This window comes from Actinomadura chokoriensis (assembly GCF_041463665.1).
Lineage (GTDB): Bacteria > Actinomycetota > Actinomycetes > Streptosporangiales > Streptosporangiaceae > Spirillospora > Spirillospora chokoriensis_A.
Genome location: NZ_JAXCEJ010000010.1, coordinates 82179 through 96167 on the forward strand (window position 1 = coordinate 82179; position 13989 = coordinate 96167).

Here is a 13989-nt window from a genome sequence, read left to right on the forward strand (position 1 = left end):
TGAGACGATGCGCGGGGCGCCGGTCCCACTCCGTAGACTGGACGCGTGATTTCCCGTATCGACCTGCGCGGCTCGCTTCCCGGCGATCTGCGCTCCGTGCTGCCCCGCGCCGAACTCGACGTCGAGGCCGCCCTGGACAAGGTGCGGCCCATCTGCGAGGACGTCCGCCATCGCGGCTCGGCGGCGGTCCGGGAGCACACGAAGGCGTTCGACGGGGTCGAACTGGAGAGCACGCGCGTTCCGGTGCAGGCCGTCCACCAGGCCCTCGCCGACCTCGACCCCGCCGTCCGGGACGCGCTGGAGGAGAGCATCCGCCGCGCCCGCGCCGTGCACCGCGACCAGCGCCGCGCCGACGTGACCACGCAGGTCGTGCCGGGCGGCACCGTCACCGAGCGGTGGATCCCGGTCGGGCGCGTCGGCCTGTACGTGCCGGGCGGGCGCGCCGTCTACCCCTCCAGCGTGGTCATGAACGTCGTCCCCTCGCAGGAGGCGGGGGTCGGCTCGCTCGCCGTGACCTCGCCCGCGCAGAAGGACTTCGGCGGCCTTCCGCACCCGACGATCCTGGCGGCGTGCGCGCTCCTCGGCGTGGAGGAGGTGCATGCCGCCGGCGGCGCGCAGGCGATCGCGATGTTCGCCTACGGCACCGACGAGTGCCCCCGCGCCGACCTGGTCACCGGCCCCGGCAACGTCTACGTCGCGGCCGCCAAGCGGCTGCTCAAGGGCGTGATCGGCATCGACGCCGAGGCCGGCCCGACCGAGATCGCGATCCTCGCCGACGGCACCGCGAGCCCGGTCGACGTCGCCGCCGACCTGATCAGCCAGGCCGAGCACGACACGCTCGCCGCCGCCGTCCTCGTCACCGACTCGGCGCGGCTCGCCGACGAGGTCGAGACCGAGTTGAAGGCGCAGGTCGCCCGCACCAGGCACATCGAGCGGATCACCGAGGCGCTCGCCGGGCGGCAGTCCGGCATCGTCCTCGTGGACGGCGTCGAGGACGGCCTGAAGGTCGTCGACGCCTACGCCGCCGAGCACCTGGAGATCCACACCGCCGACGCCGCCGCGGTCGCCGCCCGGGTCCGCAACGCCGGGGCGATCTTCGTGGGGCCGCACGCGCCGGTGTCGCTCGGCGACTACCTCGCCGGGTCCAACCACGTCCTGCCGACCGGCGGGTGCGCCTGCCACTCGTCCGGGCTGTCGGTCCAGTCGTTCCTCCGCGGCGTGCACGTCGTCGAGTACGACCGGGACGCCCTCGCCGAGGCCACCGGGCGCGTGGTCGCGCTCGCCGAGGCCGAGGACCTGCCCGCGCACGGCGCCGCCCTGAAGGCCCGCTTCGACTGGGAGATCCCCTCGTGACCTCGCTGAACGACCTGCCCCTGCGGGACGACCTGCGCGGCCGGAAGCCCTACGGCGCGCCGCAGCTGGACGTCCCGTACGCGCTGAACACCAACGAGAACCCGTACCCGCCGTCCGAACGGCTGGTGAAGGCCCTCGGCGAGGCCGTCATGGACGTCGCCGGGGCGCTGAACCGCTACCCCGACCGCGACGCCGTCGCGCTCCGCGAGGACCTCGCCGCCTTCCTGAACAGCGACACGGCCGCCGCCGGCCTCACCGCCCGCCGGGTGTGGGCGGCGAACGGCTCCAACGAGATCATCCAGCAGATCCTGCAGGCGTTCGGCGGGACGGGCCGCACCGCGCTCGGCTTCGAGCCGTCGTACTCGATGCACCCGATCATCACCGCGGTGTCGGGCACGCGCTGGCTGAACGCCTTCCGCGACGAGGACTTCGGCCTCGGCCCCGAGCGGGCCGTCGCGGCCGTCGGGGAGCACCGTCCCGACGTCGTGTTCCTCACCTCGCCGAACAACCCGACGGGCACCGCCCTGCCGCTCGAAGCGATCGAGGCGGTGCTGGAGGCGGCGCCGGGCATGGTCGTCGTCGACGAGGCGTACGCGGAGTTCCGCCGCGCCGGGACGCCGTCCGCGCTGACGCTGCTGGAGCGCCATCCGCGGCTGATCGTCACCCGCACGATGTCCAAGGCGTTCGCGATGGCGGGGGCCCGGCTCGGCTACCTCGCCGCCGACCCCGCCGTGATCGAGGCGCTGCTGCTCGTCCGGCTGCCCTACCACCTGTCGGCCGTCACCCAGGCCGTCGCCCGCACCGCCCTCGCCCACGGCGAGGAACTGCTCGGCGGCGTCGAGGCGCTGCGCCGCGAGCGTGACGAGATCGTCGCGTGGCTGCGCGCCGAGGGGTTCCGGGTGGCCGACTCCGACGCCAACTTCGTCCTGTTCGGGACGTTCCCGGACCGCCGCCGGGTCTGGGAGAACCTGCTCGAACGAGGCGTGCTGATCCGGGAGGTGGGACCGCCCGAGTGGCTGCGGGTCAGTGTCGGCGCCCCGGCGGAGATGGCCGCCTTCCGCACTGCACTGAAGGAGAGCGTGTGACGCGCAAGGGACGGGTCGAGCGCGGGACCGCGGAGACCCGGGTCCTCGTCGAGATCGACCTCGACGGGACCGGGCTGGTCGACGTCGCGACCGGAGTGGGGTTCTTCGACCACATGCTGGCCCAGCTCGGCAAGCACGGGTCGTTCGACCTGACCGTGAAGACCGCGGGCGACCTGCACATCGACAGCCACCACACGATCGAGGACACCTCCATCGCGCTCGGCCAGGCGTTCCGGGAGGCGCTCGGCGACAAGGCCGGCATCCGCCGCTTCGCCGACGCCTCGATCCCGCTCGACGAGGCGCTCGCGCAGGTCACGGTGGACGTGTCCGGCCGCCCCTACCTCGTGCACGTCGAGCCGGACGGCATGGCCCCGATGATCGGCCCCGAGTACGACACCACGATGACCCGGCACATCTTCGAGTCGTTCGTGTCGAACGCGCGGGTGGCGCTGCACGTCCACGTCCCGTACGGGCGCAACGCCCACCACATCGTCGAGGCCCAGTTCAAGGCCCTGGCCCGCGCGCTGCGCGACGCGGTGGCGTTCGACCCGAAGGTGCACGGCATCCCGTCCACCAAGGGGGCCCTGTAGCGTGGAGATCGGCGACCTGGACCTCACCTACGGAAACATCGCGATCTTCGCGGTGGGGGTGTTCCTGCTGGCGGGCGTCTACAGCTTCGTCAAGCAGGGCATCAAGATCGGCGCGCTGCTGCTGCTCGTCCTCGCCGGGCTGGCGTTCGCCGGGGGCGTGCTGTGGCTGTGACGAAGATCGTCATTCTGGACTACGGCTCGGGCAACCTGCGCTCGGCCGAGCGCGCCGTGGCCCGCGCGGGCGCCGAGGTGACCGTCACCGCCGACTGGGACGCCGCGCTGAACGCCGACGGCCTGGTCGTCCCCGGCGTCGGCGCGTTCGCGGCCTGCATGGCGGGGCTCCGCTCGGTCCGCGGCGACCAGATCATCGGCCGCCGCCTCGCGGGCGGGCGCCCGGTGCTCGGCATCTGCGTCGGCATGCAGATCCTGTTCACCAAGGGCATCGAGCACGGCGTCACGACCCAGGGCTGCGACGAGTGGCCGGGCACGGTCGACCGGCTGAACGCGCCGGTCGTCCCGCACATGGGCTGGAACACGGTCTCCGTCCCCGAGGGCTCCGCCCTCTTCGACGGCCTGGCGGACGCGCGGTTCTACTTCGTCCACTCCTACGCCGCCCGCGGCTGGGACCTGGAGCCCGACCCGACCGGCCTCATCGCGCCGCCGCTGGTCACCTGGGCCGAGCACGGCGACCGCTTCGTCGCCGCCGTCGAGAACGGCCCGCTGTGCGCCACCCAGTTCCACCCGGAGAAGTCCGGCGACGCGGGCGCGGCCCTGCTCGGCAACTGGCTGGGCACGCTCGCCTGACCACCCCGTCCCATCTGCCTCGATAGGGTTTCCGCATGACTTTGACGCTCCTTCCCGCCGTCGACGTCGCCGACGGCCAGGCGGTCCGCCTGGTCCAGGGCGAGGCCGGCACCGAGACCTCCTACGGCGCCCCCCTCGAGGCGGCGCTGGCCTGGCAGCGGGCGGGGGCGGAGTGGATCCATCTGGTCGACCTGGACGCCGCGTTCGGGCGCGGGTCCAACCGGGAGCTGCTCGCCGAGGTGACCGGGCGGCTGGACGTGAAGGTCGAGCTGTCGGGCGGCATCCGCGACGACGCGTCGCTGGAGGCGGCCCTGTCGACCGGGTGCGCCCGGGTCAACATCGGCACCGCCGCCCTGGAGGACCCCGCGTGGTGCCGCAAGATCATCGCCTCGCACGGCGACAAGATCGCGGTCGGGCTGGACGTGCGGGGCACGACGCTCGCCGCGCGCGGCTGGACGCGGGAGGGCGGCGACCTGTGGGAGGTCCTCGCGCGGCTGGAGGACGACGGCTGCCCCCGCTACGTGGTCACCGACGTCACCAAGGACGGGACGCTGCGCGGCCCCAACACCGAACTGCTCCGCGAGGTCTGCTCCCGGACCGACAAGCCCGTCATCGCCTCCGGCGGCGTCTCGTCCCTCGACGACCTGCGGGCCCTCGCGGGCCTCGTCGGCACGGGCGTGGAGGGCGCGATCGTCGGCAAGGCCCTGTACGCGCAGGCGTTCACCCTGGAAGAGGCCCTGGAGGCCGTGAAGTGACCGTGGCCGTGCGGGTGATCCCGTGCCTGGACGTCGACGCCGGGCGCGTGGTCAAGGGCGTCAACTTCCAGAACCTGCGGGACGCCGGCGACCCGGTGGAGCTGGCACGCCGCTACGACGCCGAGGGCGCCGACGAGCTGACGTTCCTGGACATCACCGCGTCCAGCGCCGACCGCTCCACGACCTACGACGTGGTGCGCCGCACCGCCGAGCAGGTCTTCATCCCGCTGACCGTCGGCGGCGGCGTCCGCACGGTCGAGGACGTCGACCGGCTGCTGCGGGCGGGCGCCGACAAGGTGTCGGTGAACACGGCCGCGATCGCGCGTCCGGAGTTCCTGCGGGAGGCCGCGCACCGCTTCGGGTCGCAGTGCATCGTCCTGTCGGTGGACGCGCGGCGCGTCGTGCCCTCCCACGAGCAGGCCACCGAGCAGGCCATTGAGCAGGCCATTGAGCAGGGCACGGAGTCGGGCTTCGAGGTGACCACGCACGGCGGGCGCAAGGGTACCGGCATCGACGCGGTCGAGTGGGCGCGCCGCGCCGAGGAGCTCGGCGTCGGGGAGATCCTGCTGAACTCGATGGACGCCGACGGCACCAAGGCGGGCTTCGACCTCGAGATGATCCACCAGGTCAGGGAGGCGGTGACGGTGCCGGTGATCGCCAGCGGCGGCGCCGGGGCCGTGGACCACTTCGCCCCGGCCGTGGCCGCGGGCGCGGACGCGGTCCTCGCCGCCAGCGTCTTCCACTTCGGGGAGCTGACCGTCTCCGAGGTCAAGGCGGCCCTGCGGGAGGCCGGCAACCCCGTCCGCTGAGACGCCCGAAGAGGAACCCCCCGAGATGACCCCCCGACATGAACCCCCCGACATGACCCGCCCGGAATGAGCGTCGCGTTCGCGACGTGGTCGCTGCTGCCCGGCGGGAGCGACGACGTCCAGGCCCTCATCGCCGCCCTCGCCCCGCTGGGCGTCGACGCCGAGCCCGCCGTCTGGGACGCCGACGTCGACTGGTCCCGCCACGATCTCGTCGTCATCCGCTCCACCTGGGACTACACCTCCCGGCGCGAGGAGTTCGTGGGGTGGGCGGAGAGCCTGCCGCGCGTCCTCAACCCCGCCGGGCTCGTCCGCTGGAACACCGACAAGCGCTACCTCCGCGACCTCGCGGACGCGAACCTGCCCGTCGTCCCGACCCGCTGGGACCCGGACGACGTCCCGCCTGACTGGCCGGAGTACGTCATCAAGCCGGCCGTCTCCATCGGCTCCGGCGACACGGCCCGCTGGGGGCCCGGCGAGGAGGAACAGGCCCGCGCCCACCTGCGCTCGCTGCGCGGCGCGGGACGGACGGCGATGGTCCAGCCCTACCTGTCCGCTGTCGACACCGCCGGCGAGACGGCCCTGGTCTTCTGCGAAGGCGAGTTCAGCCACGCCGGGCGCAAGGCCCAGATCCTCACCGCCGGCGCCGGCGTCCAGGGCTCCGTCCGCGACGACACCGAGCGCGGCCAGGTCACCGCGTCGACCGCCACCGAAGCCGAGTTGGACGTCGCGAACCGCGCGCTCGCCGCCGTCCCCGGCGGCCGCGACCTCCTCTACGCGCGCGTCGACCTCATCGCCGGCCCGGACGGCGCCCCGCTCATCATCGAACTCGAACTGACCGAACCCAACCTCTACCTCCAGCACGGTCCCGGCAGCGCCGAAAGGTTCGCCAAGGCGATCGCCGCCCGCCTCTAGGGCGCGTCCTCCTCTAGAGCGCGTCCTCCTCGGGGGCGGGGACGGCGGCCTCGGGGGAGCGCTCGGCGACCGGGAGGATGATCGCGGACGGATGGTCCGGGTCGTGGAACACCTCCTGGCGGGCCTTGAGCATGCGGGTCGCGGCGGTGGCCAGGGGCTCGCCGGTGCCGGGGTTGGCGGCGACCTTGGGGTGGGCTCCGCTGGTGACGTGGACGCGGACGCGGTGGCCGCGCGCGAAGCGGTGGCCGGTCGGCCACAGGTCGACGGCGACGCGGCGGACGCCGTCGGCGCCGACGCGCTTCCCGTCGGCCGCGGGCAGGCGCAGGCCGCCCTCGCAGACGTTGCGGGACGTCCCGTCCGGGGCGACGTCGCAGAGCCGGACGACGAAGTCGGTGTGCTCGCGGTCGGAGCGGACGAACAGGTCGGCGCCGACCGGGCCGATCACGTCCATGTCGGCCCTGAGGGGCCGGGAGGTGAACACGAGGACGTCCCGGCGCCGCTCCAGCGGCCTGTTGTCGACGGGACGGGAGCTGCCGAGCAGCGTGGGACCGCCGAGCGCGGGCGTGGGATCGGCCGGGTCGAAGGTGTAGGTGCTGGCCGGATGGTCCTGCGGGCCGTCCTCGCCGAGGCCGTGCCGGTCCGACGGGCCCGCGTGCAGGTGCCAGCGCACCCGCCGGGTCCCCGGCGGGGGCCAGTCGCGGTAGTGCCGCCATTCGCGGGCGCCGGTGACGTAGACGCGGACGGGGTCGGAGCGCAGGCCGGACGGGTCGCCCTGCAGGTGGGCGCGGAACCAGGCGAGCGACTCGCGGATGCCCGGAAGGCCGTGCCGGGCGTCGGTGTGCCACCAGGGGCCGATGGTCAGGTACGGGGAGTGCCCGGCGGCGCGCAGCGCGAGGTAGTCCTTGATCTCCCACGGCAGGAACACGTCGTACCAGCCGCCGAGGAGGCTGACGGGCGCGCCGACCTGTCCGACGGTGCCGCTGAAGTCGCGCCGGTCCCAGTAGCCGCGCGTGACGGAGTGGTTGGCGAGGAGGTCCTGGTAGAAGCGCATGGGCCGGCCGCCGGCCAGCACGTCCAGCTCGGTGAGGGGACGGCCGGAGCGGGCGGCGCGCACGGCGCGGCGCCGGGACGTCAGCGGTGCGGTCAGCAGGCCGAGCGGCCGCTGCTGCCGATGGGTGAGGTCCGTCCAGGCCAGCGCCGACTCCAGCGCGAACGACCCGCCCACGTAGGCGGCGTCGCGGAACGAGGACGCGGTGATCTGCAGCGACATCGCCTTCAGCGCGGGGCCCGCCTCGGCGGCGGTCGCCCACGCCGAGTAGCCGAGGTAGCTGGGGCCGAAGGTGGCGAACGTGCCGTGGAACCAGGGCTGCCGCTTCATCCACTCGATGGTGACGAGGCCGTCGTCGCGTTCACTGCCGAGCGGATCGAACTCGCCGCCGGAACCGGACGTCCCGCGCGCGCTCTGCACGACCAGCTGGAAGCCGAACGGGACGAACAGCAGCCCGTTGGCGAGGGCGGCGGGCCCGCGCCGCCCGTAGGGGGTCCGCACCAGGATCGTGGGCGGGCGCTCGACGCCGGCGGGGACGTACCGGTCGGCGAGCAGCGTCACGCCGTCCGGCATGGTCGCCGGCAGGTCGCGCTCGACCGTGTAGCGCGACAGCCCTCGCGGGTAAGGGAGCCCAAGCGCCATGCCGCCTCCACGTGAGGTTGCTACCACCTGGTAGATAACCGCGGAGGCGGGCCGCAACCGTCAGGGGCCGGTGATGAACGCCCACGGGTCGGGAGCCTCGGCGGCCGAGGCGCCCAGTTCGTCCGACCAGGCCGTCTCGTTCCCGTACTCGTCCCGCCAGGACCAGAGCCGCAGCGTGACCTGGCGCAGCACGTGCTCCTCCGTGACGCCGAGCGCGCCGTGGACCTGGTGCGCGATCGCCGCCACCGTGCCCGCCGCGCGCGACGCGTTCGCCTTGGCGGCGGCCACCGCGACCGGGTCGCCGGGGGCGGCGACGGCGGCGCGCACCGCGACGTCGGCGACCGTGGCCTCGCCCGCGAGTTCGGCGAGCATCTGCTGGACGGCCTGGAACCGCCCGACCGGCCGCCCGAACTGCTCGCGCTCGCCCGCGTAGCGGACGGACAGCTCGAGCGCCCGCCCCATCGCCCCGGTCAGCTGCAGTGCCCGCGCCAGCGCACCGCGCCGCCGCAGCTCCGCCGCGTCCACGCCGCACGGCGCCACCGCCTCCGCCCGGACGCCGGACAGGACGACGTCGTCGCGGGGCTCGCCCGCCACGTTCTCCCCCTCGGTGATCTGCGCGCGCGCCGGATCGACGATCGCGACGAGTCCTTCCGCCAGGACGGCGAGCCGGTGCGCGGAGCGCGCCCACGGAACCCGCCGCAGCGTTCCGCTCAGGGTCCGGCCATCGCCGACCTCGACCTCCCCGGACGCCGCCGTGAGGACACCGGGCGGAACCGGCAGCCCGGCCCCGGCGAGAAGCCGGCCGGCGAGCCAGCCCGTCTCGGCGAGGGGCACGGAGACGGCGTGGCGTCCCGCCGCGCGGAGCACGACGGCGGCGTCGGCCGGGGACCCGCCGCTGCCGCCCGCCTCCTCCGACACCCCGACCAGCGCGAGCCCGGACTCCATCAGCGCCGCCCACGGCTCGTCCCCGGACAGGATCTCGTTCGCGGTCTCCTCCAGCAGCTCCATCAGCGCACTCCCAGGCCGCGCGCGACGATGCCGCGCAGGATCTCGTTGGTGCCGCCCCGCAGCGTGAACCCGGGCGCCTGGACGACCGACTCCGCCAGCGTGCGGGCCAGCGGGTCGGGGGAGGCGAGGTCGGGCTCCACGCCCGCGTGCTCGCGCACGACCTCGATGACCTCGCGTTCGAACCGCGTCCCGAGGTCCTTGACCAGCGCCGCGGGGACGTCCGGGGTCCGCCCGGCCTCCAGGGCGCCCGCCACGGCCAGGGACGCCTGCCGCAGCGACCACAGCCGCCCGGTCAGCCGGCCGAGCGCGCGCCGCGCCGCCGGGCCGGTCGCGCGCTCGTGCAGGAGCCGGATCAGCATGAACGTGCTGAGCAGCCGCTCCGGGCCGCTGCGCTCGTAGGCGAGTTCGGCGGTGACCTGCCGCCAGCCGTCCCCGGCGCGGCCGAGCACCATCGCATCCGGGACGAACACGCCGTCGAACACCACCTCGTTGAAGTGGTGCTCGCCGGACAGCCCGCGGATCGGCCGGATCGTCACCCGCTCGTCCGGCAGCGGGACGATGAACTGGGTCAGGCCCGCGTGCCGGTCGTCCGACCTCGGCGCGCTGCGCGCCAGAAGGAGGATCGCGTGCGCGATGTGGGCGCCGCTCGTCCACACCTTGGTGCCGTGCAGGCGCCACCCGCCCTCCGCGCGGTCGGCGCGGGTGCGGACGGACGCGAGGTCCGAGCCGGAGTCGGGCTCGCTCATCCCGATCGCGAAGAAGCACTCGCCGCGCGCGATCGCGGGCAGGAACCGCGCCTTCTGCTCCTCGGTGCCGTTGGCGAGGATGCTCGGCCCGGTCTGCCGGTCGGCGATCCAGTGCGCGCCCACTGGCGCTCCGGCGGCCAGCAGCTCCTCGATCACCACGAACCGTTCCAGCGGGGAGCGCCCGTGCCCGCCGTACCGTTCGGGCAGCGTCATGCCGAGCCAGCCGCGTTCGGCGAGCCGGCGGCTGAACGCGGGGTCCGCGCCGGTGAGCCAGCTGTCGCAGCGGGCCGTGAACGGCGTCCGCGCCAGGAACTCCCGTACCCGCGTCCTTAGCTCGGCGGCCTGCGGGGGGAGCGTTCCGGGCTCCAGGTCGGTCGGTGCGGCCACGTGCGCCTCCTCAGTCTCAGGGTGACGTTACAGACGCGCCCTCGGACTGTGGTCAGCGGGCCCTTACCCGGGCCCGCCCTTGGCGGGCGGCGTGTTGCGGTGGCCCGTTCCGGCCACCGGGAAACCGGCGTCCCGCCGGTAAACCGATCCCGCCTACGTTCGTCTCTGGCCCGTGACGTACCAACAGACAGCGGAGGCCGCGGCCGTGGCGCCCGAGGACTCGGACGACGGGTACGAGGAACTGTTCACCGCGCACTTCTGGGGGCTGGTCAGGCTCGCCGCCCTCCTCGGCGCCGACGACGCCGAGGACGTGGTGCAGGACGCCTTCGTCCGCCTGCACGGCAGGCGCCGCACCCTGCGCGACCAGAACGCCGCGCTGGCCTACCTGCGGTCCAGCGTGTGCAACGCGTGCCGCAGCCGGCTGCGGCACCTGCGGATGGCGCGGCGCCGGCACGCGCAGCTCGCGCCGCCCGGCGAGGACGGGTCCGCGGAGCACCAGGTCGTGCACGGCGAGGACGTCCGCGCCCTGCTCGCGGCGGTCGCGGACCTGCCCGGCCGGCAGCGGGAGGTGCTCGTGCTGCGGTACTGGCTCGACCTGAGCGAGCGCGACACGGCCGGGACGCTGGGCATCGCGCCGGGCACCGTCAAGGCCCACACCGCCCGCGCCATCGCGGCACTCGGCAGACGACTGAAGGACCGACCTGAGGACGGGGAGAGCGCGTGAACGGGATCGAGGAAAGGCTCAGGGAGGCCTTCGGCGCGGGGGCGGAGACCGTCCGCCCCCATGCCGGTGCCCACGCGGAGAACGCCCGCAGGCTCCGCCGCGCGCGAGTCCGCCGCCGGATCGCCGTACCGTCGGCCGTCGTGGCCACCGCCGTCGTGGCCACCGCCGCCGCGGTCGCCGCGCCGCTCGCCCTGTCCGGCCCCCCGGAGGACGCGCCGGACACGCTGGGAGGGATCACCGGCAGGCCGCCGGGCGTCCCGATGGACGCCTCCAGCATCGTCACGATCCCCACCCGGCTGCCGGGCGGTGGGACGTTCCGGGCGGACGCCGTCGGCGCCGACGGCTCGGTCATCGGCCGCGCCCCGGACGGCCGCGTCTGGCGGGCCGGCCCCGGGGGCGGCACGCCCCGCCGCCTCGGCGGGCGCGCCGCCGGAGGGCTCGCCACCGGCCGCGGGTTCGGCACCTGGATCGCCCCGGGCTCGAATCGGCTGAACTGTCGCGTCCCGGGCGGCCTCACCCGCGGGATCGACGATCAGGGCGCCATGGCCGAGCGTCCGGTCCTCGCGGGCGGCGGCGTGGTCATCGGCAGCGACGTCATGGACCAGCCGTTCCTCGCCACCGGCTGCGGCGCGGGGAAGACGATGGAGAACCCGCGGGGGAGCTTCGGCTACGCCAAGGCGCTCGCCTACCCGACGCTGTTCACCGTCGACCCCACGGACAAGGCCAACGGCCTCCGCGAAGTCGACGTCCGGACGAGCGAGATCACCAAGCGCCACCCCCTGCCGGGCGGGGTCCGCGCGCAGAAGCCCACCGGGAAGCCGAGCGGATCCATGGGGGGGCTCACATCCGTCGGTCCCGACAGGAGGCCGAAGGGAGTACAGATACCGGTCGAGGGGCCGCTGTCGCCCGAGCCGGTGTGGCAGGCGGCGGCGACCGGCCGCTACTTCGCCTGGGCCGTCGACGGGACCGTGACCATCTTCGACCGGAAGACGTGGACGAGGGTGCTCGGCATACACCAGGGGCGGCCGCTCACCGCCGGCCAGGCCCCGGCGGTGCGGCTCACCGCCGGCGACGACGTGATCGCCTACACCGTCGCCGGCCTCGCGACGGTGTGGGACACGCGCTCGGTGCGACTGGCCACATGGCGAGGCGAGGTCCTCGCGGCGGGCGGCTGGCTGCTCTGGCGCGACGGCTCCGTCTACCGCCTCGGCAGGACGCGGTGACCGCGGCTGCGGGCGTCGATCAGGAAAAGGGGGCCGTCGTGAGCGGGCCGTACGACACCGAGGGCGACGTCGCCGCGGACGTCCGCGACCTCTACGCCGCGTACTGCAAACCCGGCGTGGCGCGGGCCAGGACCTTCGACATGCTGCTCCGGACATGCGCCGAGAACGGTGTCGAGCTCGGCGCCTACGACCGGGAGGTGCTGCGGTGGCTGGCCGGACTGGCCCCGGAGAAGGCGCAGGTCGTCGCGAGCCTGATCGCCCGCGTCAGGAGGTGAGCTCGCGCTCCAGCGGGGTGCGGAAGCGGGGGACCGCGCGGACGTCGCCGTACCAGGCCGACATCCGCGCCGCCTCCCGCTCGATCGCCGCCTCCGCGTCGGCGCCCACGTCCTCCAGGACGCGGACGGCGATCTCCCCGTCCGCGCGCTGCGCCCAGCCGCCGACGACACGCCCGTCCCACCAGACCGACGGGCCGATGTTGCCGTTCCGGTCGAACAGCGCGGGGCCGTGGCCGCCGAGGAACCAGCCGCGCTCCCGCCAGCCCATCGGCGTCGGGTCGAGAGCGGGCAGCAGCGCCGCCCACGGCTCCGGCCCGGGTGCGGGCTCCAGGTCGTCGGACAGCACGATGCCGGTGCCGCCGCCGAGATCGACCTCGGTGACGTCGAGGAGCGCGAGGGCCCCGCGGACGTCACCGGCGTTCCAGCCCGTCCACCACTTGACGTCCGCGACCGGGGCGGGGCCGAACGCGCGCAGCCAGCGGCGGACGAGGGCGGCGCGGGCGTCGGCGGCCGGGACGTCCTCGATGCCGCCCGGCAGCCACGCCTCGACCGGCGACCACCTGTACTGGCTGCTGGCCCACGACCCGTTCGGCCGCCCCCGCACGATGCGGCCCTCGCAGCCGAGCGTGACGAGGACCCAGGTGGTGACGCTCGTGGGCCGGGAGTAGGACTTGCCCGGCGCCGGGTCGACCCGCGTCCGCAGCACGGGGGCGTCGGCGCCGAGCTGCGCGCCCGTCGCCTCGCCGCGGCCCAGCAGCGCCTCGTGTGCGGACTCCTCGGCCGCCGCGAACCACGCCGGGGCGTCGCGGATGTCGCTGCCCCGCTCGATCATCCGGGCGTAGGTGGCGCGCTGCTTGGCCGCCAGCCCGTTCGCCGTGGACGCCTGCAGCACCGGGACCAGCTCGGTGGGGGCGACGAACATCGTCCGGCGCATCGCGAGCATCCGCAGCAGCGTGCGGTCGTCGTACAGGGCGCGCTCCACCGCGTCCGGGGCGGCGTCGACGCTGCGCGCCGCGACGGACAGGAACACCGTGGCCGGATCGGTGGCGTGCAGCACCACCATGGACCGCGCGATGTCGAGGACGTCGTCCGTCCTCGCCTGCGGGGCGAGCCGGTGACGGAGCGCGAGCCGGGCACGGCGCTCCGCCGGATTCATCGAACGCATGTACGAAGCTTAGGGCGGGTCAGCCGCTGTTGGAGATCTTCACCACGACACTGTCCTTGGTGACCGACTGGACCGAGATGTCGAACCCCTCGGCCTGCTCGCCGTCGCCCACCGGCACGGTCACCGTCTGGCCCGCGACCTTGAGGGTGACCAGCTGGCCCTGCACCTTCACCAGTTCCGCCTCCACACCGAGGATGGACGCGCTCGCGTCGACGCCGCGCTCGAAGGTCACCGTGCAGGAGCTGACGTTGCAGGAGGTCTTGCTGTTCTCGCCGCCGCACGCGGCCAGGGCGCCGAGCGGCAGCAGGACGAACGGGATCACGGCCAGCTTCCGCCGGAGGGGAAAGGAGGTCATGCGGTGGAGTCTATGGGCCCGCCGGGCGGCCGTCGCCCTCCCCGGGGCGGAGCCGCTCAGGACGAATGTGGTACCGCGCGGTGACGCGGCTGGATCTTCCCGGTGACA

The 13989-nt window shown here is 74.5% G+C and carries 16 protein-coding genes; 11 read left to right on the top strand and 5 right to left on the bottom strand.

The genetic code is table 11. The features are described from left to right. Positions 1 to 45 precede the first annotated feature (45 nt). The 8 genes from hisD (at position 46) to SM418_RS17605 (ending at position 6308) form a co-directional block, all read left to right on the top strand. Positions 46 to 1353 carry a histidinol dehydrogenase gene (gene hisD / locus SM418_RS17570; RefSeq protein ID WP_371941915.1) on the top strand — a complete coding sequence of 436 codons (1308 nt, stop codon included), beginning with the start codon at positions 46 to 48 and terminating at the stop codon, positions 1351 to 1353. After that, on the top strand, positions 1350 to 2438 hold the full coding sequence (locus tag SM418_RS17575) for a histidinol-phosphate transaminase (protein WP_371941916.1): 1089 nt from the start codon (positions 1350 to 1352) through the stop codon (positions 2436 to 2438). Before hisD ends, SM418_RS17575 begins: the two co-directional genes overlap by 4 nt. Continuing rightward, a complete protein-coding gene (gene hisB, locus SM418_RS17580) occupies positions 2435 to 3028 on the top strand; it encodes an imidazoleglycerol-phosphate dehydratase HisB (RefSeq protein WP_371941917.1) in 594 nt (197 codons plus the stop codon). Before SM418_RS17575 ends, hisB begins: the two co-directional genes overlap by 4 nt. Position 3029: 1 nt before the next feature. Further along, positions 3030 to 3200, top strand: a complete 171-nt coding sequence (locus SM418_RS17585; RefSeq protein ID WP_371941918.1) for a CG2302 family histidine operon protein — start codon at positions 3030 to 3032, stop codon at positions 3198 to 3200. Further along, positions 3197 to 3832, top strand: coding sequence for an imidazole glycerol phosphate synthase subunit HisH (gene hisH / locus SM418_RS17590; RefSeq protein WP_371941919.1), 636 nt, complete (start codon positions 3197 to 3199; stop codon positions 3830 to 3832). The genes SM418_RS17585 and hisH overlap by 4 nt, the downstream gene beginning before the upstream one ends. Positions 3833 to 3867: 35 nt before the next feature. Then, positions 3868 to 4587 carry a bifunctional 1-(5-phosphoribosyl)-5-((5-phosphoribosylamino)methylideneamino)imidazole-4-carboxamide isomerase/phosphoribosylanthranilate isomerase PriA gene (priA, locus tag SM418_RS17595; protein ID WP_371941920.1) on the top strand — a complete coding sequence of 240 codons (720 nt, stop codon included), beginning with the start codon at positions 3868 to 3870 and terminating at the stop codon, positions 4585 to 4587. Then, positions 4584 to 5396 (top strand): imidazole glycerol phosphate synthase subunit HisF, encoded by an 813-nt coding sequence (gene hisF, locus SM418_RS17600; protein ID WP_371941921.1) that lies wholly within the window; start codon positions 4584 to 4586, stop codon positions 5394 to 5396. Before priA ends, hisF begins: the two co-directional genes overlap by 4 nt. A 66-nt stretch (positions 5397 to 5462) precedes the next feature. Continuing rightward, entirely contained in the window at positions 5463 to 6308 is an 846-nt protein-coding gene (locus SM418_RS17605; protein ID WP_371941922.1) for an ATP-grasp domain-containing protein, read from the top strand. A 13-nt stretch (positions 6309 to 6321) separates the two neighbouring features. Here the strand turns inward: SM418_RS17605 and SM418_RS17610 are convergent, their stop codons facing one another. From SM418_RS17610 to SM418_RS17620, 3 genes are read right to left on the bottom strand one after another with little or no spacing between them, the layout of a single operon-like run. Further along, positions 6322 to 7998 (bottom strand): CocE/NonD family hydrolase, encoded by a 1677-nt coding sequence (locus SM418_RS17610; RefSeq protein ID WP_371941923.1) that lies wholly within the window; start codon positions 7996 to 7998, stop codon positions 6322 to 6324. A gap of 60 nt (positions 7999 to 8058) precedes the next feature. After that, positions 8059 to 9006, bottom strand: a complete 948-nt coding sequence (locus tag SM418_RS17615) for an acyl-CoA dehydrogenase family protein (RefSeq protein WP_371941924.1) — start codon at positions 9004 to 9006, stop codon at positions 8059 to 8061. Beyond that, a complete protein-coding gene (locus SM418_RS17620) occupies positions 9006 to 10139 on the bottom strand; it encodes an acyl-CoA dehydrogenase family protein (RefSeq protein ID WP_371941925.1) in 1134 nt (377 codons plus the stop codon). Before SM418_RS17620 ends, SM418_RS17615 begins: the two co-directional genes overlap by 1 nt. A gap of 172 nt (positions 10140 to 10311) precedes the next feature. Here SM418_RS17620 and SM418_RS17625 point away from each other — a divergent pair, with 172 nt between their 5' ends. From SM418_RS17625 to SM418_RS17635, 3 genes are read left to right on the top strand one after another with little or no spacing between them, the layout of a single operon-like run. Next, positions 10312 to 10863 carry a SigE family RNA polymerase sigma factor gene (locus tag SM418_RS17625; RefSeq protein WP_371941926.1) on the top strand — a complete coding sequence of 184 codons (552 nt, stop codon included), beginning with the start codon at positions 10312 to 10314 and terminating at the stop codon, positions 10861 to 10863. Next, positions 10860 to 12086, top strand: coding sequence for a hypothetical protein (locus SM418_RS17630; RefSeq protein ID WP_371941927.1), 1227 nt, complete (start codon positions 10860 to 10862; stop codon positions 12084 to 12086). Before SM418_RS17625 ends, SM418_RS17630 begins: the two co-directional genes overlap by 4 nt. Before the next feature lie 38 nt (positions 12087 to 12124). After that, the gene (locus tag SM418_RS17635) at positions 12125 to 12361 is read left to right on the top strand and encodes a hypothetical protein (RefSeq protein WP_371941928.1); all 237 of its coding nucleotides are present in this window, start codon (positions 12125 to 12127) and stop codon (positions 12359 to 12361) included. On the opposite strand, the gene SM418_RS17640 is transcribed toward SM418_RS17635, so the two are convergent. Together SM418_RS17640 and SM418_RS17645 are read right to left on the bottom strand one after the other, a co-directional pair. Continuing rightward, positions 12351 to 13526, bottom strand: a complete 1176-nt coding sequence (locus tag SM418_RS17640) for a winged helix DNA-binding domain-containing protein (RefSeq protein ID WP_371941929.1) — start codon at positions 13524 to 13526, stop codon at positions 12351 to 12353. The genes SM418_RS17635 and SM418_RS17640 overlap by 11 nt on opposite strands. Before the next feature lie 19 nt (positions 13527 to 13545). Continuing rightward, entirely contained in the window at positions 13546 to 13881 is a 336-nt protein-coding gene (locus tag SM418_RS17645) for a hypothetical protein (RefSeq protein ID WP_371941930.1), read from the bottom strand. Positions 13882 to 13989: the final 108 nt, after the last annotated feature.